General features: G+C 68.5%; 16 protein-coding genes. 7 read left to right on the top strand and 9 right to left on the bottom strand.

Annotation, left to right across the window (positions count from 1 at the left end; translation table 11 throughout):
- The first annotated feature begins 105 nt into the window (after positions 1-105).
- The 4 genes from WG921_RS07220 to WG921_RS07205 all read left to right on the top strand — a co-directional run bounded on the left by WG921_RS07220 (position 106) and on the right by WG921_RS07205 (position 5,389).
- The gene (locus WG921_RS07220; RefSeq protein WP_340108544.1) at positions 106-1,407 is read left to right on the top strand and encodes a glutamate--tRNA ligase; all 1,302 of its coding nucleotides are present in this window, start codon (positions 106-108) and stop codon (positions 1,405-1,407) included.
- A 161-nt stretch (positions 1,408-1,568) separates the two neighbouring features.
- Entirely contained in the window at positions 1,569-2,942 is a 1,374-nt protein-coding gene (gene cysS / locus WG921_RS07215) for a cysteine--tRNA ligase (protein WP_340108543.1), read from the top strand.
- Positions 2,942-4,555: a citramalate synthase gene (gene cimA / locus WG921_RS07210; protein ID WP_340108542.1), complete on the top strand. Its 1,614-nt coding sequence runs from the start codon at positions 2,942-2,944 to the stop codon at positions 4,553-4,555. Before cysS ends, cimA begins: the two co-directional genes overlap by 1 nt.
- 6 nt (positions 4,556-4,561) lie before the next feature.
- Complete coding sequence (locus WG921_RS07205) at positions 4,562-5,389, top strand: squalene/phytoene synthase family protein (RefSeq protein WP_340108541.1); 828 nt, start codon at positions 4,562-4,564, stop codon at positions 5,387-5,389.
- 4 nt (positions 5,390-5,393) lie between these two features.
- On the opposite strand, the gene WG921_RS07200 is transcribed toward WG921_RS07205, so the two are convergent.
- The 4 genes from WG921_RS07200 to WG921_RS07185 all read right to left on the bottom strand — a co-directional run bounded on the left by WG921_RS07200 (position 5,394) and on the right by WG921_RS07185 (position 10,456).
- Positions 5,394-5,951, bottom strand: coding sequence for a hypothetical protein (locus WG921_RS07200; RefSeq protein ID WP_340108540.1), 558 nt, complete (start codon positions 5,949-5,951; stop codon positions 5,394-5,396).
- Between the two features lie 195 nt (positions 5,952-6,146).
- Complete coding sequence (locus WG921_RS07195) at positions 6,147-8,159, bottom strand: DNA topoisomerase IV subunit B (RefSeq protein WP_340108539.1); 2,013 nt, start codon at positions 8,157-8,159, stop codon at positions 6,147-6,149.
- Positions 8,160-8,230: 71 nt separating this feature from the next.
- Positions 8,231-9,148 carry an alpha/beta fold hydrolase gene (locus WG921_RS07190; protein ID WP_340108538.1) on the bottom strand — a complete coding sequence of 306 codons (918 nt, stop codon included), beginning with the start codon at positions 9,146-9,148 and terminating at the stop codon, positions 8,231-8,233.
- Between the two features lie 42 nt (positions 9,149-9,190).
- The gene (locus tag WG921_RS07185) at positions 9,191-10,456 is read right to left on the bottom strand and encodes a DUF898 family protein (protein ID WP_340108537.1); all 1,266 of its coding nucleotides are present in this window, start codon (positions 10,454-10,456) and stop codon (positions 9,191-9,193) included.
- 117 nt (positions 10,457-10,573) lie between these two features.
- On the opposite strand from WG921_RS07185, the gene WG921_RS07180 reads away from it, so the two are divergent.
- Positions 10,574-11,785 (top strand): class I SAM-dependent methyltransferase, encoded by a 1,212-nt coding sequence (locus WG921_RS07180; RefSeq protein ID WP_340108536.1) that lies wholly within the window; start codon positions 10,574-10,576, stop codon positions 11,783-11,785.
- Positions 11,786-11,798: 13 nt separating this feature from the next.
- Here the strand turns inward: WG921_RS07180 and WG921_RS07175 are convergent, their stop codons facing one another.
- Positions 11,799-12,212 (bottom strand): metallopeptidase family protein, encoded by a 414-nt coding sequence (locus WG921_RS07175; RefSeq protein ID WP_413788572.1) that lies wholly within the window; start codon positions 12,210-12,212, stop codon positions 11,799-11,801.
- Between the two features lie 103 nt (positions 12,213-12,315).
- On the opposite strand from WG921_RS07175, the gene WG921_RS07170 reads away from it, so the two are divergent.
- On the top strand, positions 12,316-13,473 hold the full coding sequence (locus tag WG921_RS07170) for a M20 aminoacylase family protein (RefSeq protein ID WP_340108535.1): 1,158 nt from the start codon (positions 12,316-12,318) through the stop codon (positions 13,471-13,473).
- On the opposite strand, the gene WG921_RS07165 is transcribed toward WG921_RS07170, so the two are convergent.
- From WG921_RS07165 to WG921_RS07155, 3 genes are all read right to left on the bottom strand, one after another.
- Entirely contained in the window at positions 13,470-14,624 is a 1,155-nt protein-coding gene (locus WG921_RS07165; RefSeq protein WP_340108534.1) for a S8/S53 family peptidase, read from the bottom strand. The two genes, WG921_RS07170 and WG921_RS07165, sit on opposite strands and share 4 nt — an antisense overlap.
- Before the next feature lie 147 nt (positions 14,625-14,771).
- The gene (gene glnA / locus WG921_RS07160) at positions 14,772-16,181 is read right to left on the bottom strand and encodes a type I glutamate--ammonia ligase (RefSeq protein ID WP_340108533.1); all 1,410 of its coding nucleotides are present in this window, start codon (positions 16,179-16,181) and stop codon (positions 14,772-14,774) included.
- Between the two features lie 48 nt (positions 16,182-16,229).
- A complete protein-coding gene (locus WG921_RS07155) occupies positions 16,230-16,568 on the bottom strand; it encodes a P-II family nitrogen regulator (RefSeq protein WP_340108532.1) in 339 nt (112 codons plus the stop codon).
- A gap of 170 nt (positions 16,569-16,738) precedes the next feature.
- Here WG921_RS07155 and WG921_RS07150 point away from each other — a divergent pair, with 170 nt between their 5' ends.
- Positions 16,739-18,283: an NAD(P)H-hydrate dehydratase gene (locus WG921_RS07150; RefSeq protein ID WP_413788569.1), complete on the top strand. Its 1,545-nt coding sequence runs from the start codon at positions 16,739-16,741 to the stop codon at positions 18,281-18,283.
- Here the strand turns inward: WG921_RS07150 and WG921_RS07145 are convergent.
- Positions 18,278-19,072 carry a DUF1295 domain-containing protein gene (locus tag WG921_RS07145; protein WP_340108531.1) on the bottom strand — a complete coding sequence of 265 codons (795 nt, stop codon included), beginning with the start codon at positions 19,070-19,072 and terminating at the stop codon, positions 18,278-18,280. The two genes, WG921_RS07150 and WG921_RS07145, sit on opposite strands and share 6 nt — an antisense overlap.
- Positions 19,073-19,105 lie beyond the last annotated feature (33 nt).

Here is a 19,105-nt window from a genome sequence, read left to right as displayed (position 1 = left end):
TCCGCCCTGACAACTCCGCGTCGTCTTCCGCGCTTGCGCAGGCGCCGGGGCGGCGGGTAAGGCGGGGTCCGAAGTCCAAGCCTCGGGGCGGAGATCGGAAAAGCCATGATCACGACGCGGTTCGCGCCTTCGCCCACCGGAGCGCTGCATCTGGGCAATCTCCGGACCGCGGTCTTCAACGCGCTCCTCGCGCGGAAGGCCGGCGGGCGGTTCATTCTGAGGATCGACGACACCGACCGGGAGCGCTCGCAGGAGCGGCATGTCGACGGCATCCGGCGCGATCTCGAATGGCTCGGCCTCTCCTGGGACGCGGAGTTCCGGCAATCGGCGCGGATCGGGCTTTATGAAGAGGCGGCGGCCCGGCTGAAGGCGGAGGGCCGGCTTTACCCCTGTTGGGAGAGCGCGGCGGATCTGGCGCTGATGCGCCGCCGGCTCCGGGCGGCTTCGAGGCCGCCGATCTATGACCGCGCCGCGCTGCGCCTGAGCGAGGCTGAGCGCGCGGCGCTTCTCGCCGAACGCCCGCCCCATTGGCGCTTCAGGCTGGAGCCGGGCCTGATCGAATGGGACGACGGCATGCGCGGCCCGCAGCGTTTCGAGGCGGAGGCGATCTCCGACCCGGTGCTGATTCGGGAGGATGGGCAGTTTCTCTATTCGCTCTGTTCGGTGGTGGACGACGCCGATATGGGCGTGACCGACGTGGTGCGGGGCGCGGATCACGTGACCAACACCGCGACGCAGGCGCAGCTCTTCGCGGCGTTGGGCGCGCCGGCGCCGCGGTTCGCGCATCACGCGCTGATGGTCGGCCCGGGAGGGGAGAAACTCTCCAAGCGGATTGGCGGCCTCTCCGTCGCGGAGCTGCGCGAGGGCGGCGCGGAGCCGGCGGCGCTGATCTCCTGGCTGGCGCGAATCGGCTCTTCGCTGCCGGTGGTTCCGGTCTGGTCGGTCGAGGCGGCCGCGGCGGGGTTCGATCTTTCGAGCTTCGGCCTCGCGCCGGTGCGCGCGGCGCCGGAGGACATCATGCATCTTTCGAGGAAGATCCTGCACGACGCGCCGTTCGAGTCCGTTCGCGCCCGGCTTCCCGACGACGTGAGCGAGGCGTTCTGGCTGGCGGTCCGGCCCAATATCGAGCGTCTCGAAGATGTGGCGGAGTGGCGGGCGGTGGCCGCCGGCGCGGCGCCGACAGAGGCGGAGACCGCGCCGGAGGACGAGGAGTTCGTCGCGCAGGCGCTCGCGCTTCTGCCGCCGCGCCCATGGGATGAGCGAACCTGGGCCGAATGGACCGGCGCGGTGAAGGCGGCGACGGGGCGCAAGGGCAGGGCGCTCTTCCAGCCGCTCCGCCGCGCGCTGACCGGGCGCGACCATGGCCCGGACATGGCGTCCTTCATGCCGTTTCTCGAAGGACCCTGACTCGGCGCTTGCCTCGATATGGCGCTTCGGGCATAGGACTACGCATGAACCGCGCGATCATCATCGAGATCTGCATTATCCGCTGACATTCGTCTGCGGCGGCGCTTCGTGTTCATCTCTCGACAGAACCATGGCCCGCCGGGACCTCCGGGACCGAAGCCATGACCGAGATTCGCCTCCATAATTCCGCGACCCGCGAAAAGGAGATTTTCGCGCCCGAGGATCCGCGGAACGTGCGGATGTATGTCTGCGGCCCCACGGTCTACGACCGGGCGCATATCGGAAACGCCCGCCCGGCGGTGGTCTTCGACGTTTTGTTCCGTCTGCTTCGTCATCGCTATGGCGAGGCGCATGTGACCTATGTGCGCAACATCACCGATATCGACGACAAGATCATGGCCCGCGCGAAGGAGCGCGGCGTCTCCATCGGCGAGATCACCGCCGAGACGACGGCCTGGTATCGGGACGACATGGCGGCGCTCGGCTGCCTCCCCCCGACGCACGAGCCCCGCGCGACCGAGTTCGTGCCGGAAATGATCGCGATGATCGAGGTCTTGGTCGCGAAGGGAAACGCCTATGTCACGGAGGGCCATGTGCTTTTCGAGGTCGCGACCTGGCCCGAATATGGCGGGCTCTCCGGCCGCTCGACCGACGACATGATCGCGGGCGCGCGCTCCGAGACCGCGCCCGGCAAACGCTCGCCGATGGATTTCGTGCTCTGGAAACCCTCGGCCGCCGATCAGCCGGGCTGGGACAGCCCATGGGGCCGGGGCCGCCCCGGCTGGCATATCGAATGCTCGGCGATGGCGTCGAAGCTGTTGGGCGAGACCTTCGACATCCATGGCGGCGGCGGCGACCTGATGTTCCCGCATCACGAGAATGAAATCGCGCAAAGCTGTTGCGCCGCGCCGGATTCCGGGTTCGCGCGTGTCTGGATGCATAACGGCATGATCAATGTCGATGGGCGGAAAATGTCGAAATCGCTGGGGAATTTTCTCACGGTGGAGGATCTGCGCGGACAGGCGCCGGGAGAGGTGCTGCGGCTGGCGCTTTTGGGGACGCATTATCGTGGAACGTTGGACTGGACGCAGCAGCGAATGGATGAGGCTGCGGCGGTGTTGACCAAGTGGCGAGCTGCTATTGAGGGGGCTTCTCCTAAGGTTCCTCATGTGGTGGTTGAAGCGCTGGCCGATGACCTAAATACTCCTGCAGCGATTGCGGAGTTGCATCGATTTGCTCGGGAAGGAGACGGCGGTTCACTCGCTGGCGGAATGGCGCTAATGAATCTTCGTGCGCCGAATCTTGAGCTTTTTCAGGAAGTTCTCGATAGCGAATCTGAGCTTATTGAAGAGTTGCTTGCTGAGCGATCAGCGGCTCGCGCTGCGAAAGAATTCGGGCGCGCCGATACCATACGCAAGCGACTTGATGCTGCCGGGGTGCTGGTGATTGATGAGAAAGGCGGACCTTCCGAGTGGCGGCGTGGTCCGGGCTTCGATCCCAAGAAACTTTACGACAATCTGTCGGAGCAGAGATGATGACCCGCGCCCGTCTCTCCCTCTACGACACCACGCTTCGCGACGGCCAGCAGGCGCAGGGGGTCGATTTCTCCGGCGACGACAAGCGCAAGATCGCGCTGGCGCTGGATGCGCTCGGCCTCGATTACGTCGAAGGCGGCTGGCCCGGGGCCAACCCGACCGACAGCGAGTTCTTCGCCCACGCTCCCACGCTCCGCCGCGCGACCTTCACCGCCTTCGGCATGACCAAGCGCGCCGGGCGCTCCGCCGCCAATGACGAGGTGCTGGCCGAGGTGGTGAACGCCGGAACCCCGGCGGTCTGCATCGTCGGCAAGACCCATGATTTTCATGTGACGACCGCGCTCGGCCTCACATTGGACGAGAACGAGGCCAACATCCGCGAGAGCGTCGCGCATCTGACCGGGCTTGGCCGCGAGGCGCTGTTCGACGCCGAACATTTTTTCGACGGCTACAAGGCGAACCCCGCTTACGCGCTCCGCTGTCTCGACGCGGCGATGGAGGCGGGCGCGCGCTGGGTCGTTCTCTGCGACACCAATGGCGGGACGCTGCCCGATGAGATCGCCGAGATCGTCGGCGCCGTGGCGGCGCGCCTCCCCGGAGACCGGCTCGGCATCCACACCCATAACGACACCGAGACCGCCGTCGCCGGCGCGCTGGCGGCGGTGGATGCGGGCGCGCGGCAGGTTCAGGGCACGCTGAACGGCCTTGGAGAGCGCTGCGGCAACGCCAATCTCGTCTCGCTCATCCCGACGCTTCTGCTGAAAGAGCCATGGGCGAGCCGGTTCGAGCTGTCCGTCGCGCCGGAGAAGCTGGGCGGGCTCACCGCGCTCTCGCGCATGCTGGACGAGCTTCTGAACCGGGCGCCGAACCGGCACGCGGCCTATGTCGGCGCGGCGGCGTTCGCCCACAAGGCCGGGCTGCACGCCTCCGCTATCGTCAAGGATCCGACGACCTATGAGCATATCCCGCCCGAGACGGTGGGGAACGCGCGCATCATCCCGATGTCGAACCAGGCCGGCCGCTCGAATCTGGTTCGCCGCCTCGCCGAAGCCGGGATCGAGGTCGAGAAGGACGATCCCCGCCTTGCGCGTCTCTTGCAGGATGTGAAGGAGAAGGAGGATCAGGGCTTCTCCTATGACAGCGCCGAGGCGTCGTTCCAGATTCTGGCGCGCGCCCATCTCGGCCTTCGGCGGCGCTTCTTCGAGGTCGAGCGATTCCGGGTCACGGTGGAGCGCCGCTACAACGCGGTGAACGATCTCGTCACCGTCTCGGAGGCGGTGGTGGTGCTGAACGTGGATGGGGAGCGGTTCGTCTCCGCTTCCGAAAGTCTGGACGCGTCGGGCGCCGATCAGGGGCCGGTCAACGCGCTCTCGCTCGCGCTTCGCAAGGATCTCGGCAAATACGACGCCGTGATCGCGGATATGAAGCTGGTCGATTTCAAGGTCCGCATTCTCTCCAGCGGCACCGAGGCGGTGACCCGCGTGCTTCTTGAAAGTCAGGATGGCGCGGGGCGCCGCTGGACCACGGTCGGCGTCTCCGCGAATATCGTCGACGCCTCCTTTCAGGCGCTGATCGACGCGATCGACTTCAAGCTCCATCGCGACGCGGCCTGAGAAACCATGGCGGCGCCCCCTCTCTCCACGGTCGGAAACCTCGCGCGCGAGGGCGATGAGACCCGCTTTCTCGCCGCGCTCTGCGCGCCGCCGCAGGCGCGCGAGCGGCTTTTCGCCCTGATCGCGTTCAATCTGGAGCTGGCGAAGATCCCGGCGCTGGTGTCGGAGCCGATGCTGGGCGAGATCCGCCTCGCATGGTGGCGGGAGGCGCTGGAGGATCTCTTCGACCGCGGCGTCGCGCGCGGCCATGAAGTGATCGGCGCGCTGGCCGCGGCGCATCGGGAGGCGCCGTTCGACCGGGCGGCGCTGGAGACGATGGTCGAGGCGCGTCTCTATTCGCTGGCGCCGGGCGGCGCCGATGATCGCGAGGGGCTGGACCGGTTTCTGGCCGGCACCGGGGGGGCGCTGGCCGTCGCCGGCGTGCGCGCGCTCGGCGGCGGGGACGCGGCCGCCGAAGTCGCCGGGCTCGGCGGCTGGGCGGAGGGCGCGGGGCGGCTGATCGCGGCGCTTCCGGCGATCATCGCTTCAGGCGGACAGGCGCCCATGACTGCGGGGCTCGACATGAACGCCATCCGCGAAGGCCGCGCGCCGGAGACGTTGACCGGCGCGCTCCGCGATCTCGCAGACGACGCGTTGACCCGGCTTCGCGCGGCCCGGGCCCGCCGCCGCGAGGTGCCGCGCGCGGCGCGCGCGCCGCTCCTCAGCATTCACGCGGCGGAGCCGGCGCTCGTCGCGGCCGCCGCGCCGGGGTTCGACCCGTTCAGGCGAGTGGGGCCGTCGCCGCTTCGCGCCCGGTTGTCGCTGCTTCGGCGGGCCGCGACGGGGCGGTTCTGACGGCTCAGGGAACCCGCTGGGACCTGCCTTCGCCCTGATCCGGATTGACGGCGGGCATCAGCACGCTCATCAGGACCGAAAGCCTCTTGCCGAAATCCGGATCCGACGGCGTGGGGGAGCCCGCGGCCGTGAAAAGCGCTTCCGAGGCCGGCGTGCCGTAACTGGAGCAGAAGGCTCCGAAGACCTTCAGGGGCGAGCCCGCGACGCCGCCGGAGACTTCGCCGCGACAGGCGTCCCGCGCGGAGGCGGCGCTTTGCGGCGCGAAGACCAGCACGAGATGCGGGCCGTTCTGCGCCTCCCCGGTCGGCGCGGCGTGGACCGTTCGCTGCGCGAGATGAGCGGGCAGCCGGAGCGCCGCCGCGATCTCGTCCGGGCTGGCGCCGTCGCGCGTCGAGCCGAGAATGGTCGTCGCGCCGCCCGATGCGGCGAACACGCTGACCGAACTCGAATCGTAATTCGGCTCGATCATGGTGCGGGTGACGACGTCGAGGGGGAGGCCGCCGCCGGTGGCGCATGCGGAAAGGGCGGCGGCCGCGCTGGCGACGAGAAGGAGGCGTTTCATCTATCTTTTCCTTTGAAACTCCCAAAGGAATATAGGCTGCGCGGGGCCTTCTGTCGATCATCTCCGCGCTTAACGCGGCATTCAAAAGTTCGAGACCCGCCCGTGGGCGCAGGCGCGAGGAGGGGCCGGAACGCGCGGCGCCGGCGTTTCGGCCCCGCGCCGGAGCGAGCGGCGCCGCCGGCCGGGGCGCCCGCGTCAGATATCCAGCGCCTCGGCGAAGCGGGCGTTCTCCTGAATGTAGTTGAAGCGGAGCTCCGGCTTCTTGCCCATGAGCCGGTCGACCAGAGTCGCGGTCTCGCCCGGCTCGTCATCGTCGATGGCGATGCGGATGAGCTGGCGCGTCCTCGGGTTCATCGTCGTGTCTTTCAGGTCCTTCGCGTCCATCTCGCCGAGCCCCTTGAAGCGGCTGACGTCGACCCGGCCGCGGCCGGAGAAGGCGCTCTTCAACAGCTTGTCGCGGTCGACCTCGTCATGCGCGTAGACCGAGCGCCCGCCCTGGGTCAGCCGGTAAAGCGGCGGCCTAGCGAGGAACAGGGCGCCGTTTTCGACCAGCGGGCGCATCTGGGTGAAGAAGAACGTCATCAGGAGCGAGGCGATATGCGCGCCGTCGACATCGGCGTCGGTCATGATGATGATCCGCTCATAGCGCAGGTCGTCATGATCGTATCGCGCCCCCATGCCGACGCCGAGCGCCTGACAGAGATCCGCGATCTCCTGATTCTGGCCGAGCTTCGACGACGCCGCGCCGAGCACGTTCAGGATCTTGCCCCGCAGCGGCAGGAGCGCCTGATTTCTCCGGTCGCGCGCCATTTTGGCGGAGCCGCCGGCGCTGTCGCCCTCGACGAGGAAGATCTCCGTCCCCTCCCGCCCGGTGGCGGAGCAATCGACCAGCTTCCCCGGCAGGCGGAGTTTCTTCGTCGCGGTCTTGCGCCGGGTCTCCTTCTCCTTGCGGCGGCGAAGCCGGTCCTCGGCGCGCTCGATGAACGTCTCAAGGAGCGCGTCGGCGGATTTCGGATCGGCGGCGAGCCAGTTGTCCCAGTGGTCGCGCACGGCGCCTTCGACCAGGCGCTGCGCCTCCGCGGTCGAGAGCCGGTCCTTGGTCTGGCCGACGAAATCCGGGTCGCGGATGAAGGCGGAGAGGGTCGCGCATCCTTCGGCGAAGAGATCCTCGCCGGTGATCTGGGCGGCCTTGCGGTTGCCGACCAGTTCGCCATAGGCGCGGGCGCCCTTGGTCAAGGCGGCGCGAAAGCCGGCCTCGTGGGTGCCGCCTTCGGGGGTCGGCACCGTGTTGCAGTAGCTGAAGGTGAAAGGGTCGCGCGCCGGCGTCCAGGTGATCGCCCATTCGACGGAGCCGACGGCGCCGGCGCCGAATTTCTCCGAGAAATCGACCTTCCCGGCGAAGGGCAGGGCGGTGCGCGTCATGGCGCCCTTCAGGGTCGCGGCCAGAAAATCCGCGAGCCCGCCCGGAAAATGAAACTGATCCTCCGTCGGGGTGGCGTCGCCGGGGCCGAGCAATTCGGGCGCGCATTTCCAGCGGATCTCCACGCCCCGGAAAAGATAGGCCTTCGATCGGGCCATCTTCCAGAGCCGGGCCGGCTTCAGCGCGGCGCGCGGGCCGAAGATCTCCGGGTCCGGGCTGAAGAGCACGCTGGTGCCGCGCCGGTTCGGCGCCGGGCCGATCTTCTCCAGCGGGCCGAGCGGCGTCCCGCGCGAGTAGCATTGCCGCCAAAGCACGCGGTCCCGCGCGACCTCGACCTCCAGCCGGTCCGAGAGCGCGTTGACCACCGAGACGCCGACGCCGTGAAGCCCGCCCGAGGTCTCATAGGCCTTGCCCGAAAACTTGCCGCCCGCATGCAACGTGGTGAGAATCACCTCGAGCGCGGATTTCTCCGGAAAGCGCGGGTGCGGGTCCACCGGCACGCCGCGCCCATTGTCCACGATCCGGCAGGCGCCGCCCTCCAGAAGTTCGACCTCGATCCGGCTGGCGTGGCCGGCGACCGCCTCGTCCATGGCGTTGTCGAGCACTTCGGCGGCGAGATGATGGAGCGCGCGCTCGTCGACGCCGCCGATATACATGCCGGGGCGCTTCCGGACCGGCTCCAGCCCCTCCAGAACCTCGATGGCCGACGCGTCATAGGCTTTCGACGCGCGGTCTTCCGCTGCGAATAGATCTGTCGCCGTCTGTGCGGCGGTGCGGGCGGCGGCCATTGGGCTCTTCCTGATACTGCTCGAGTGGTCTTTGGCGGCGATTGTGCGGCGCCGCGCGGCGCCGATCAACCTCAATGCGGGTTGAGCGCCCCGCCCGCAACCTCTTCCGCGCAGAACCCGGCGATCAGCGCCGCGACCTCGTCGGGTTTCTGGTGATGCAGCCAATGGTCGGCGTCGTCGATCTCGGCGCGGGTGAGCGCGTCGCAATGGCTTTCAAGCCCGGCGGTCGCTTCGGGCAGCAGGGCGCGGTCCTTCATCCCCCAGATCAGAAGATGCGGCGGCCTGACCCGGAGCCGCTCGGGATCGAAGGCGACCAGATCCGATTCCGCGAGAGGGGCGCCGGGATCGGCGACCTGAAACGGCGTCGCGCGATACCAGTTCAGCATGCCGGTGAGCGCGCCGGGCGCCTCCCAGGCCGCCTGATAGGCCGCGCGGCGGGCGCCGGTCAGCCAGTCGAGATTCATTCCCTCCGCGAAGAGACGGGCGAGGCCGGCGAACCCGTTCGCGGACAGCCGCGCCTCGGCGGTTTCGTTTCGAAGATAGTGAAAATACTGGGAGGCCGCGGATTGCGGCCCGCCGGCGGCGAGCGCCCTCTGGAACGGGATCGGGTGCGCCCCGTTCATGATCACCAGACGCTCCATCAGCTCCGGATGCTTGAAGGCCAGCACATAGGCGACCGAGGCGCCCCAGTCATGGCCGATGACGGCGCGGGCGCGGGGCGCGAAATGGGTCAGGATCGCGGCCGCGTCCTCCGCCAGCTTGCCGGCGGCGTAGTCCTGAACCGCCGGCGGCTTCGACGAGCGCCCGTAGCCGCGCTGATCCGGCGCGACGCAGAAGAAGCGGTCCGAAAGGCGCGCCAGCATCTCCTCCCAGGCCCCGGAATATTCGGGAAAGCCATGCAGGAAAAGCAGAAGCGGCCGCGCCCGCGAGCCGGCTGTCAGGCAATGGAATGAAAGCGGGCCGGCGGTGACGGTTTCCGATCTGATCATGCCCGAAGATCGCGCGGCGGCGGCGCGGCGTCAATCGCGATGTCAGAGCCCGGCGACGCCGAGCGCGTCGGCGAACCCTTCGGCCCCGATCGCCGTCTCCGCCGGCCGCTGGCGCACATCCGCGAGGGTCGAGAGCCCGCTCGCCGTGGTGGCGGCCATCAGCTCTCCGTGAACCCGCGGCCACCACACCGCCTGCCAGAGCCAGATCAGGAAAAGCACCGTCGCGGCGTAATTGAGCCACGCGGCGCCCAGGAAGATCGCGCGCGCGCCGAAGGACTGGAATCGCCCGAGCATGGAAAGATCGAGGCTGAGCGCGAAACCCGCCGGGTCCGCGCCCTCCGCCGCCACCGCGAGCCGCAAGGCCAGCGAGGCGAAGGAGAAGAGGAGAAGCGCGAGCAACGCGCCCACCACAATCGCGCGCCCGATCGTCGCCCAGGCGGGGCGCAAAAGCCCCTTCGCGTTGAAATCGCAGGAGATCCGGACGCCCTTGATCCGCCGCGCCGTCATGAAGAGCCTGAGCTCCGCCGCCCGGTAATGGCACCAGAACCGGAAGACGAACCAGATGAGCCCGGCCCCGATGAGCGGAACCAGAAACGACATGACGTCGATTCGCGCCCCGTCATGAACGAAGCCGAAATGGACCCGCCTTATGATCGAATAGGCGGCGAAGGCGGCGACGGCGGCGAGCCAGAGCCGCAGCCAATCCATGAAAATGGCGCGCGCCGAGCCGTCGAAACTGAAATCCGCGTCGCCGTAGACCATCGCTTCGGTCATGCACCGCTCCCGCGCGACGCGGAGCCAGGGCCGGGCGAGGCCGAGGGTCAGAACCATGATCAGCGCCCATTTGAGCCAGATCCGCATGAACGCGCCGGCCGAGCCGTTCATCCCGAAGCGCAGCCCGCGCCAGCGGGTTCGGCGCAGCCGGTACCGCCGCGCGCCGAACCGCGCGAATTCGAGGATCGGCGTGAACGCCAGCGCGCTGAGGAGCGCCGAGGCCTGCGGCGACCAGGCGTCCCAGAGCGCGAGGCCGACATATCCGAGCGCGAAATTGAAGAGCAGAAAGACGACCGAGAGCGCCAGCACCGCGAGAAAGACGCCCCGCGCCAGTTCGAGCGCGGTTCCGTCATATTCGAACGGATCGCCCGCCAGGGTGGTGCGCCGCCAGATCAGCCGGCGAAAATGGGTGTTCATCCAGAAGCGATAGACGCCGAAACTGAGCGCGCTGATCGCGCCGTCCCGCAGGATGAGATCCTGCACTTCTCCCGGAGCGGGCGCGAAGCGGAACGCGCCTTGGTCAAGTTCATTCATCGCATCATCGCCCCAACGTCGCCGCCCGATGCTAACCGTCCGGCGCGGCGAAGGAAACGCCCGTTCTGCGCCAGGGTGGAGCGGCGCGCGGGATTGCGGGGGAGAGGCGCCGCTTGTATGAGCGGAGCCATGGATCCGGTCGCCGCGCAATATGAAGCCTACCCCTATCCCGCCCGCAATCCGGCGGACGAGGCGAAGCGCCTGATCGAGGGCTCGCCTTCGCACCCGGCCGAGGTCGATCATTTCCTGTTCGGCGGGCGGCGCGACTGGTCGAGGCCGTTCCGCGCGCTTTTCGCCGGCGGCGGCACCGGCGACGGGCTGATCATGCTGGCGCAGAAGCTGGCGGACCGCGGCGCCCCGGCGGAGATCACCTATCTCGACATGTCGGCGGCGAGCCGGCGCGTCGCGGAGGCGCGGGCGGCGGCGCGCGGGCTCGGCTCGATCCGGTTTCTGACCGGCGATCTCCTGAGCGCGCCCGATCACGGCCCATTCGATTATATCGACTGCACCGGCGTGCTGCATCATCTGCCGGACCCGGACGCGGGGTTCGCCGCGCTCGCCGCGGCGCTGGCGCCGGATGGCGGGCTCGGGGCGATGGTTTACGCGCCCTATGGGCGGACCGGGGTCTATCCGCTCCAGGGCGCGCTCGCCGCGCTGACGGCGGGGGAGGCGCCGGAGAAGCAGGTGGAGATCGCGAAGGCGACTCTGAAAGGCCTGCCGAAAACCAACTGGTTCACGCAAAACCGCATTCTTGGCGATCATCGTGAAAGCGACGCCGGGCTGTACGATCTTCTCCTCCACGCCCGCGACCGGCCCTATGACGTCGAGGCGTTGATCGGCGCGCTCGGGCGGGCGGGCCTCGCGCTCACGTCCTTCACCGAGCCGCTCCGCTATGAGCCGGCGCTGTATCTGCCGGCGGCGCTGCATCCGCGCCTCGAAGGGCTGGCCCCGACCGCCCGCGCCGCGATGGCGGAACGGCTGGCGGGGAACATGAAGGCGCATGTCTTCTACGCCGCGCGCGGGGCGCGAAAGCCCGCCGGGCTCTCGCCCGAGGCGCGGCCCCGGCTCGGCGCGCTCTCCCCGGCGGCGCTGGCGGCGCAGATCGCCCGGCGCGGCGGGCTCCGGGTGGAGCGGGACGGGCTCACGCATACGCTGGCGATCCCGCGCCAGGCGGCGGAGCTCATCGCGCTCGCGGACGGGCGGCTTCGCCTCGGCGAGATCGCGCGCGTCAGGCGGATCGACTGGTTCGCCTTCGCCGCGCTCTGGAAGCCGGCGCATGACGCGCTGACGGGGTTCAACCTCCTGCGCTATTCCGAGGGGATGCGCTGACGGGGAGGGGGCGTTACTCCGCCCGCGCCTCTATCGCCGCGATCTGATCGTCGGTCAGGCCGAAATGATGGCCGATCTCATGGACGAGCACGTGGCTCACCAGCTCGTAAAGCCCGACATCGCCGCGCTCCGCCCACTCGTCGAGGATCGGCCGGCGATAGAGCCACACCTCGTCCGGCGGCGGCGCGATGTCCTCGTGGCTCTTCAGGGTGAGATCGACCCCGCTATAGAGCCCGGTCAGGTCGAACGGGTCGTCGATCTCCATCTCGCGCAGAATCTCGTCGCTGGCGAAATCGGCGACGCGGATGACGACCGAGGCGCACCGCGCGCGAAACGCGGCGGGCAGCGATTCAAACGCGCGGGCGGCCATCTCGGCGAACGCGTCGAGATCGGGCGCGACGAGATCTTCTTCGGCGGCGTCTTCCATCCCCTTCGCGTAGGCGCCCGCCGCGCGCCGGTCAAGCGGAAGCATATGGACATTTCGAGCGCCGCGCTCATCATGGGCCCGCCCGACAACAAGGAGTGCGCCGATGCCGACCCTGGACCACATCTCCGGATACGCCGATGAGTTGACCGCGATCCGCCATGACCTGCACGAACATCCGGAGCTCGGCTTCGAGGAGGTTCGCACGGCGGGGATCGTCGCCGAGAAGCTGAAAAGCTGGGGCGTCGAGGTGACGACCGGCATCGGCGGCACCGGAGTCGTCGGCGTGATCGAGGGCGATCGCCCCGGCCGCACGATCGGCCTCAGGGCGGATATGGACGCCCTGCCGATCGAGGAGCAGACCAATCTTCCCTACGCGTCGAAGAACCCCGGAATCATGCATGCCTGCGGGCATGATTCCCACACGACGATGCTGCTCGGCGCCGCCCGCTACCTGGCGGAGACACGGAATTTCGCCGGCCGCGCGGTCCTGATCTTTCAGCCGGCGGAGGAGGGGCTCGGCGGCGGCCGGGCGATGATCGCCGACGGGCTGTTCGACCGGTTCCCCTGCGACGAGATCTACGGGATGCACAACTCGCCCTATCACGCGCCGGGCGAAATCGGCGTGAAGCCGGGGGCGGCGATGGCGGGGGCGAATTTCTTCGACATCACCATGACCGGCCGCGGCAGCCACGCGGCGATGCCGGAGGTCTCGCGCGATCCGATCGTGATCATGTCGGCGCTGGTCGGCCAGATCCAGACCATCGTCTCGCGGAACATCCCGGCGACGAACCCGATCGTGCTCTCGATCACCCAGTTCCACGCCGGCTCCGCCTATAACGTGATCCCCGAGACGGCGAAGATCAGCGGCACGGTGCGCTATTTCGACCGCGACCTGGCGGACAAGGTCTCGGAGCGGATGCGCGCGCTTTGCGCCGGTTTCGCGGCCGCGCACGAGATCGAGATCGATTGCGACATCCGGAACGTCTTCGACGTGCTGATGAACGACACCGAGCTTTCGGCGGCGATGGTCGGCGCGGCGGCCGAGCTTGTCGGCGGCGACAAGGCCAAGATCCGCGACACGCTGGTCATGGGATCCGAGGATTTCGCCGACATGCTGCATGTCGTGCCCGGCGCGTATTGCACGCTCGGGCACGGCGGCGACGTGCCGCTGCACAATCCCGGATTCGTCTTCGACGACGAGATGCTGCCGGTCGGCGCCAGCCTCATGGCGCGGATGGTGGAGCTTCGCGGCGCCGCCTAGAGCCAGGATGAATGCGCGCTGTGGCGCGGGATGCGCGCGTAGGCGGCGTCGAGATCGGGCTCGACGCCGAGCAGCGCCTCGATATTGAGCGCGCGCACGCGAATCCGGTCGTTCGGCCCGGCGTTGATCCTGCGAAGGACGCGGACGTCGTCGGCGCTCGCTCTGAGCGCCTTGCGAAACGCCTCGACGATCTTCCAGCGCGCGTCGAAGCGCTCCAGCATGGCGCGGTGGCGCGCCACCCAGAGCGCCGCCGCCGCCGCGACCTGCGGCGCCGCGTAGGAGGTGCCGACAGGCTTGCGCTCGGTGTTTCGGGGGTCGTTCGTGTCGGCGAAAAAGCGGAGCGGCTTTCCGTCCGGCGCCCGGACGCCGGACGCCCGGTTCAGATTCGCCGCCTGGGCCCAGACATCGATCAGCCCGTTCTCGCCATAGCCGCCGTCCGGATACTGGGCGCACGTGAATCGTGAGGCCGGTTCGGTCAGCCCGCCGACGGCGATGGTGCGCTTGAACCGCGCCGGATAGGCGACGGTGTTATGGATCTGACCGCCGGCGCAGACGACGATGACGCCCATCTCGTAGGCGCGGTTGATCGCGTCCACCGTCCGCTTCTGCATCCCCGGCGTCGACTTCACCCCGAAGGCGTTCAGAAGATGCGCCGGCGAGCCGCCGGGATTGCCCATCGAGATCGTGACCACGCGCGGCGGGCGCGGGGAGGCGAGCGCATGATCGAGCGCGTCGCCGATCGCGCCGGTTTTCGCCTCGCCGACGAAGACCGGGCCGTTGGCGGCGCGGTAGGGGCGGACCCGCGCGCCGGGCGCGACGCCGCGAAATTCCGCGGTGGCGCCAAGGATGACCGACAGCGTCTTGACCCCATGATCGGGAACCTGCGTCACCCGCGCGACGAGACCGTCGGGCACGGAGAGGTCGGTGAGAGGCAGGCGCCCGAACGGCCCGCCCGGATCGAACACGTTCAACCCTTCGTCGACGCGGACATTCTCCGGCCAACCGGCGGTCTCCGACCAACCGAGCGCCTCATGGCCGAAAAGTCCGGTGTCGATCTGGGCGATCCAGTCCTCGGACGCCGCGAGAACGCCGATCGTGTCGCGCCATCTGGCGTCGCCGTGTCGCGGCCCGAGATCCCGGTTTAACTGCATGCGATTCTCCCTCGGATACGGGCGCGTCGCGCGCGCCCGCCTTCGGGAATCAAATCTACCTTAAAGCGAGCGCGGGGCGGAGGATTATTGTCACATGAAGAAAAGGGCCCCGTTCCCGGGGCCCTCTCTCGCCGCTTGCCGATCCGGTCAGCAGGAGTAGTACATCTGGTATTCAACCGGGTGGGGCGTGTGCTCGAAGCGGTACACCTCCTCCCATTTCAGATCCATGTAGCCCTGAATCTGGCCTTCGGTGAAAACGCCGCCCGCCGTCAGGAACTCCATGTCCGCCTCAAGCGATCCGAGCGCCTCGCGGAGGCTGCCGCAGACGGTGGGGATGCCGGCCAGCTCCTCCGGCGGCAGATCGTAGAGATCCTTGTCGGAGGCTTCGCCGGGGTGAATCCGGTTCCGGATGCCGTCAAGCCCGGCCATCAACAGCGCCGACATGGCGAGATAGGGGTTCGCCGTCGGGTCGGGGAAGCGCGTCTCGACCCGCTTGGCCTTGGGGTTGTCGGTCCAGGGGATGCGAATGGACGCCGAGCGGTTCTGCGCCGAATAGGCCAGAAGCACCGGCGCCTCGAAGCCGGGGATCAGCCGCTTGTATGAATTGGTCGACGGGTTGGTGAACGCGTTCAACGCCTTGGCGTGCTTCAGGACGCCGCCGATATAGAACAGCGCCTCTTCCGAGAGGTCGGCGTACTGGTTGCCGGCGAAGAGCGGCTTGCCATCCTTCCAGATCGACTGGTTGACGTGCATCCCGGTGCCGTTGTCGCCGGTGATCGGCTTCGGCATGAAGGTCGCGGATTTGCCATAGGCGTTCGCGACCTGATGGATGACGTATTTGTATTTCTGAAGGTTGTCCGCCTGTTCGGTCAGCGTGCCGAAGACCATGCCGAGCTCATGCTGGCAGGAGCCCACCTCATGGTGGTGCTTGTCGACGTTCATGCCGATCTGCCGCATGGTCGAGAGCATCTCGGAGCGCATGTCCTGGCCATGATCGACCGGCGGAACCGGGAAATAGCCGCCCTTCACGCCGGGGCGGTGGCCGGTGTTGCCCATTTCATATGCGGTGTCCGAGCTCCAGGCGGCGTTGACCGCGTCGACCTCGTAGCTGACCTTGTTCATCTTCACGGAAAAGCGCACGTCGTCGAAGACGAAAAACTCCGCCTCCGGCCCCCAATAGGAGACATCGCCGATTCCGGTCGCCTTCAGATGGGCCTCGGCCTTTCTCGCGGTGCCGCGCGGGTCGCGCTCATAAGGCTCGCCGGTGTCGGGCTCGACGACGTCGCAATGCAGGCAGAGCGTCTTTTCGGCGAAGAACGGATCGAGATAGGCGGTGGCCACATCGGGCGTCAGTTTCATGTCCGACTGATCGATGGATTTCCAGCCCGCGATCGACGAGCCGTCGAACATGAAGCCGTCCGCGATGAAGTCCTCATCGACCTGATTCTCCATCACGGTGACGTGCTGAAGTTTCCCGCGCGGATCGGTGAAACGGATATCGACATAGGCGATATCCTCGTCCTTGATCCTTCTGATGATTGATTCTGCGTCGCTCATCTTGAGATATTCCTTCTCGGATTGATCTTGTTCGGGCGGTGCGTCGACTCAGAGGGCGTCGACGCCGTCCTCGCCGGTGCGAATGCGTATGGCGCGCGAAATCTCGGAGACGAAGATCTTGCCATCGCCGATCTTGCCGGTTCTCGCCGCGGCGACGATGGCGTCGAGCGCCTGGTCGACCAGCTCGTCGGAGACGACCAGCTCGATCTTCACCTTCGGCAGGAAATCGACGACGTATTCCGCGCCGCGATAGAGTTCCGTATGGCCTTTCTGGCGGCCGAATCCCTTCGCCTCGATCACTGAAAGGCCCTGAATGCCGATCTCCTGCAGGGCTTCTTTCACCTCGTCGAGCTTGAAGGGCTTGATGATCGCCTCGATCTTTTTCATCCTGGTCTCCTGCTGGGCGGCTCGGCGCGTTGCTCTGGGTTGGAACCACTTGCCGGCGCGCGTTTCAATCGGTCCGCGCCGCAATCGACGCGAACCGAGTCTGAATTCGTGATTTTCGCCTATTTTTTAGGCATGGCGCCTGTTGTGTGGGCGGATTCGGGAGAGTGAACGTGGAGCTTCTGACAGCCGCGCAGATGCGCGGGATCGAACAGGCGGCCATCGGCGGCGGTTCGGTCGCCGGGCTGGAGTTGATGGAGCGCGCCGGGAGCGGGGTGGTCGACGCGCTCCTGGCCTGGCGCCCGGCCTTCTTTCGCGCGCCGGGCCGGGCGGCCGCGCTCTGCGGGCCGGGCAACAATGGCGGGGACGGATTCGTCATCGCCCGGCGTCTGAAAGAGGCGGGGTGGGAGGTCGAGGTCTTCTTGCTGGGAGACCCGGAGAAGCTGCCTCCCGACGCGGCCGAGAACGCCCGGCGCTGGCGGGAGCTGGGCCGGATCAGGCCGCTCGCGGAGGCGCCCGATGATCTGGGCGCCTCCGCCGATCTGGTGATCGACGCGCTTTTCGGAACCGGGCTGGCGCGGCCGCTGGAGGGGGCGGCGGCCCGGATCTGCGCGGCGTTGTCGGCGCGGCCCGCCGGCGGGCGCGCGGTGGTTGTCGGCGTCGATGCGCCGAGCGGCCTATGCTCCGACAGCGGCCGCGTTCTCGGGGACGGCTCCGCGGCGGCGATGGTCTGCGACCTGACCGTGACCTTTCACCGGGAGCGCCTTGGCCACCGGCTCGATCAGGGGCCGGACCGGCTATGCGGCGATCTTCGCGTGGTCGATATCGGCCTCTCCGGCGCGCCGCGAGAGGCCGCGCGCCTCATCGGGCCGAAGGCTTTCGACGTCGCGAAGCGCGGCGGCCACAAATATGCGCATGGCCATGTGTTCGTCATCTCGGGCGGCGCCGGCAAGGGCGGCGCGGCGCGGCTGGCGGCGCGGGGGGCGCTGCGCGTCGGCGCGGGGCTGGTCACGGTCGGCGCGCCGCCGGCGGCGATGGCCGAAAACGCCGCCCGGCTTGATGCGATCATGCTGCGCCCGATCGGGGACGCGGAGGAATTGGCGGCGGCGCTGGCCGACCCGCGGCTCAACGCGCTCGCGCTCGGCCCGGGGATGGGCGGCGGCGAGGGCGCCCGGGCCATGGTCAAGGCGGCGCTGACGGAGGGGCGCCGGGGCGTCGTGCTGGACGCGGACGCGCTCAGCGCGTTTTCCGACGATCCGGACTCCCTCTTCGCGCTCTCACATGACGCGAACGCGGTTCTGACGCCGCATATGGGCGAGTTCGGGCGCCTCTTCCCCGCGATCCGGGCCAAGCTCGCCGCGCCGTCGGCGACCGGACCGGCCTATTCCAAGGCGGATGCGGCCCGCGAGGCGGCGGCGCTGGCCGGCTGCGTGGTGTTGCTGAAAGGGCCGGACACGGTGGTGGCGAGACCGGACGGAGGCGCCGCCGTCGTCTCGGCGGCGTATGAGCGCGCGTGCCCGTGGCTGGCGACGGCGGGCGCGGGCGACGTTCTGACGGGGATGATCGCGGGGCTGATCGCGCGGGGGATGGACGCGGGGCCGGCGGCCGAAGCCGCAGCCTGGCTGCATCAGGAGGCGGCGCTGACATTCGGCCCCGGCCTGATCGCGGAGGACCTGCCCGAAACGTTGCCGGCGGTGTTTCGCGCGCTTGGCCTATGACCGGCCGCCAGGGCGATCGCGCCTGAGAAGCCGGGGCAGGAACGCCGGCGTCCGCGCCGACCACGCCGCGTAGCCCGGTTTGGAGGCCTCGAGGCCGGCGCCGGTCATCGGCGCGCCGGAGACCCGCGTCAGAAGGAAGGTGAGAATGAGCGGAGAGACGACGCTCCACCAGGCGCCAGCCTCCGCCGCGATCAGCCAGATTCCCCACCAGAACAGCATCTCGCCGGTATAGGAGGGGTGGCGGACATGGCGGCGGAGTCCGGTCGTCAACAACTGGTCGGGGCGCGCCCGCAGCTTGAACCGGTCGAGCTGCGCGTCGCTGATCGCCTCGATGAGGAATCCGGCGGCGGCGAGCAGCGCGCCGGCCGCGCCGATCACGCCGATCCTGGTCGGCGGGGCGAGCGCCCCGGCGGCCGCGGTGAGTGAGATCAACCACTGAAGAACGCCTTGCAGGATGAAGACGATAAACAGACTTTTCCACCAGAAGCCGCGCCCCCAGGACCGGCGGACGGAGATGTAGCGGCTGTCCTCGGCGCCATGGCGAAGGCGCCGGCGCAGCATGACGCCCCCCAACCGGAGCGCCCAGGCGCCTACAAGGATGAGAATGATCGTTGAGCGCGCGCCGCCGTCGCCCATCCCCCACGCGACCGCCGCGACGCCGAGAAAGCCGGGCCCCCACCAGGCGTCGACGATGCTGACGTCGCGAAGGAGAAGGCTGACGGGCCAGAGCAGCGCAAAGACGCCGAGCGACAACGCCAGAGTGGCGAGATAAAGGTGCGCCTGGTCCATTTGATCGTCGCTTCCGATTCGGGGTATGCAAGC

The sequence above is a fragment of the Paludibacillus litoralis genome, assembly GCF_037646705.1.
In the GTDB taxonomy this organism is placed as follows: Bacteria; Pseudomonadota; Alphaproteobacteria; order Rhodobacterales; family Rhodobacteraceae; genus Pikeienuella; species Pikeienuella litoralis.
This window is presented reverse-complemented; position numbering and strand designations above follow the sequence as displayed.

What these genes read in the sequence shown, in the direction of transcription:
- WG921_RS07145 (WP_340108531.1), bottom strand. Translation starts at nt 19,072, where the DNA reads ATGGACCAGGCGCACCTTTATCTCGCCACTCTGGCGTTGTCGCTCGGC.
- WG921_RS07185 (WP_340108537.1), bottom strand. Translation starts at nt 10,456, where the DNA reads ATGAATGAACTTGACCAAGGCGCGTTCCGCTTCGCGCCCGCTCCGGGA.
- glnA (WP_340108533.1), bottom strand. Translation starts at nt 16,181, where the DNA reads ATGAGCGACGCAGAATCAATCATCAGAAGGATCAAGGACGAGGATATC.
- WG921_RS07170 (WP_340108535.1), top strand. Translation starts at nt 12,316, where the DNA reads ATGCCGACCCTGGACCACATCTCCGGATACGCCGATGAGTTGACCGCG.
- WG921_RS07220 (WP_340108544.1), top strand. Translation starts at nt 106, where the DNA reads ATGATCACGACGCGGTTCGCGCCTTCGCCCACCGGAGCGCTGCATCTG.
- WG921_RS07205 (WP_340108541.1), top strand. Translation starts at nt 4,562, where the DNA reads ATGGCGGCGCCCCCTCTCTCCACGGTCGGAAACCTCGCGCGCGAGGGC.
- WG921_RS07200 (WP_340108540.1), bottom strand. Translation starts at nt 5,951, where the DNA reads ATGAAACGCCTCCTTCTCGTCGCCAGCGCGGCCGCCGCCCTTTCCGCA.
- WG921_RS07155 (WP_340108532.1), bottom strand. Translation starts at nt 16,568, where the DNA reads ATGAAAAAGATCGAGGCGATCATCAAGCCCTTCAAGCTCGACGAGGTG.
- cimA (WP_340108542.1), top strand. Translation starts at nt 2,942, where the DNA reads ATGACCCGCGCCCGTCTCTCCCTCTACGACACCACGCTTCGCGACGGC.
- WG921_RS07195 (WP_340108539.1), bottom strand. Translation starts at nt 8,159, where the DNA reads ATGGCCGCCGCCCGCACCGCCGCACAGACGGCGACAGATCTATTCGCA.
- WG921_RS07190 (WP_340108538.1), bottom strand. Translation starts at nt 9,148, where the DNA reads ATGATCAGATCGGAAACCGTCACCGCCGGCCCGCTTTCATTCCATTGC.
- WG921_RS07165 (WP_340108534.1), bottom strand. Translation starts at nt 14,624, where the DNA reads ATGCAGTTAAACCGGGATCTCGGGCCGCGACACGGCGACGCCAGATGG.
- cysS (WP_340108543.1), top strand. Translation starts at nt 1,569, where the DNA reads ATGACCGAGATTCGCCTCCATAATTCCGCGACCCGCGAAAAGGAGATT.
- WG921_RS07180 (WP_340108536.1), top strand. Translation starts at nt 10,574, where the DNA reads ATGAGCGGAGCCATGGATCCGGTCGCCGCGCAATATGAAGCCTACCCC.
- WG921_RS07175 (WP_413788572.1), bottom strand. Translation starts at nt 12,212, where the DNA reads ATGGAAGACGCCGCCGAAGAAGATCTCGTCGCGCCCGATCTCGACGCG.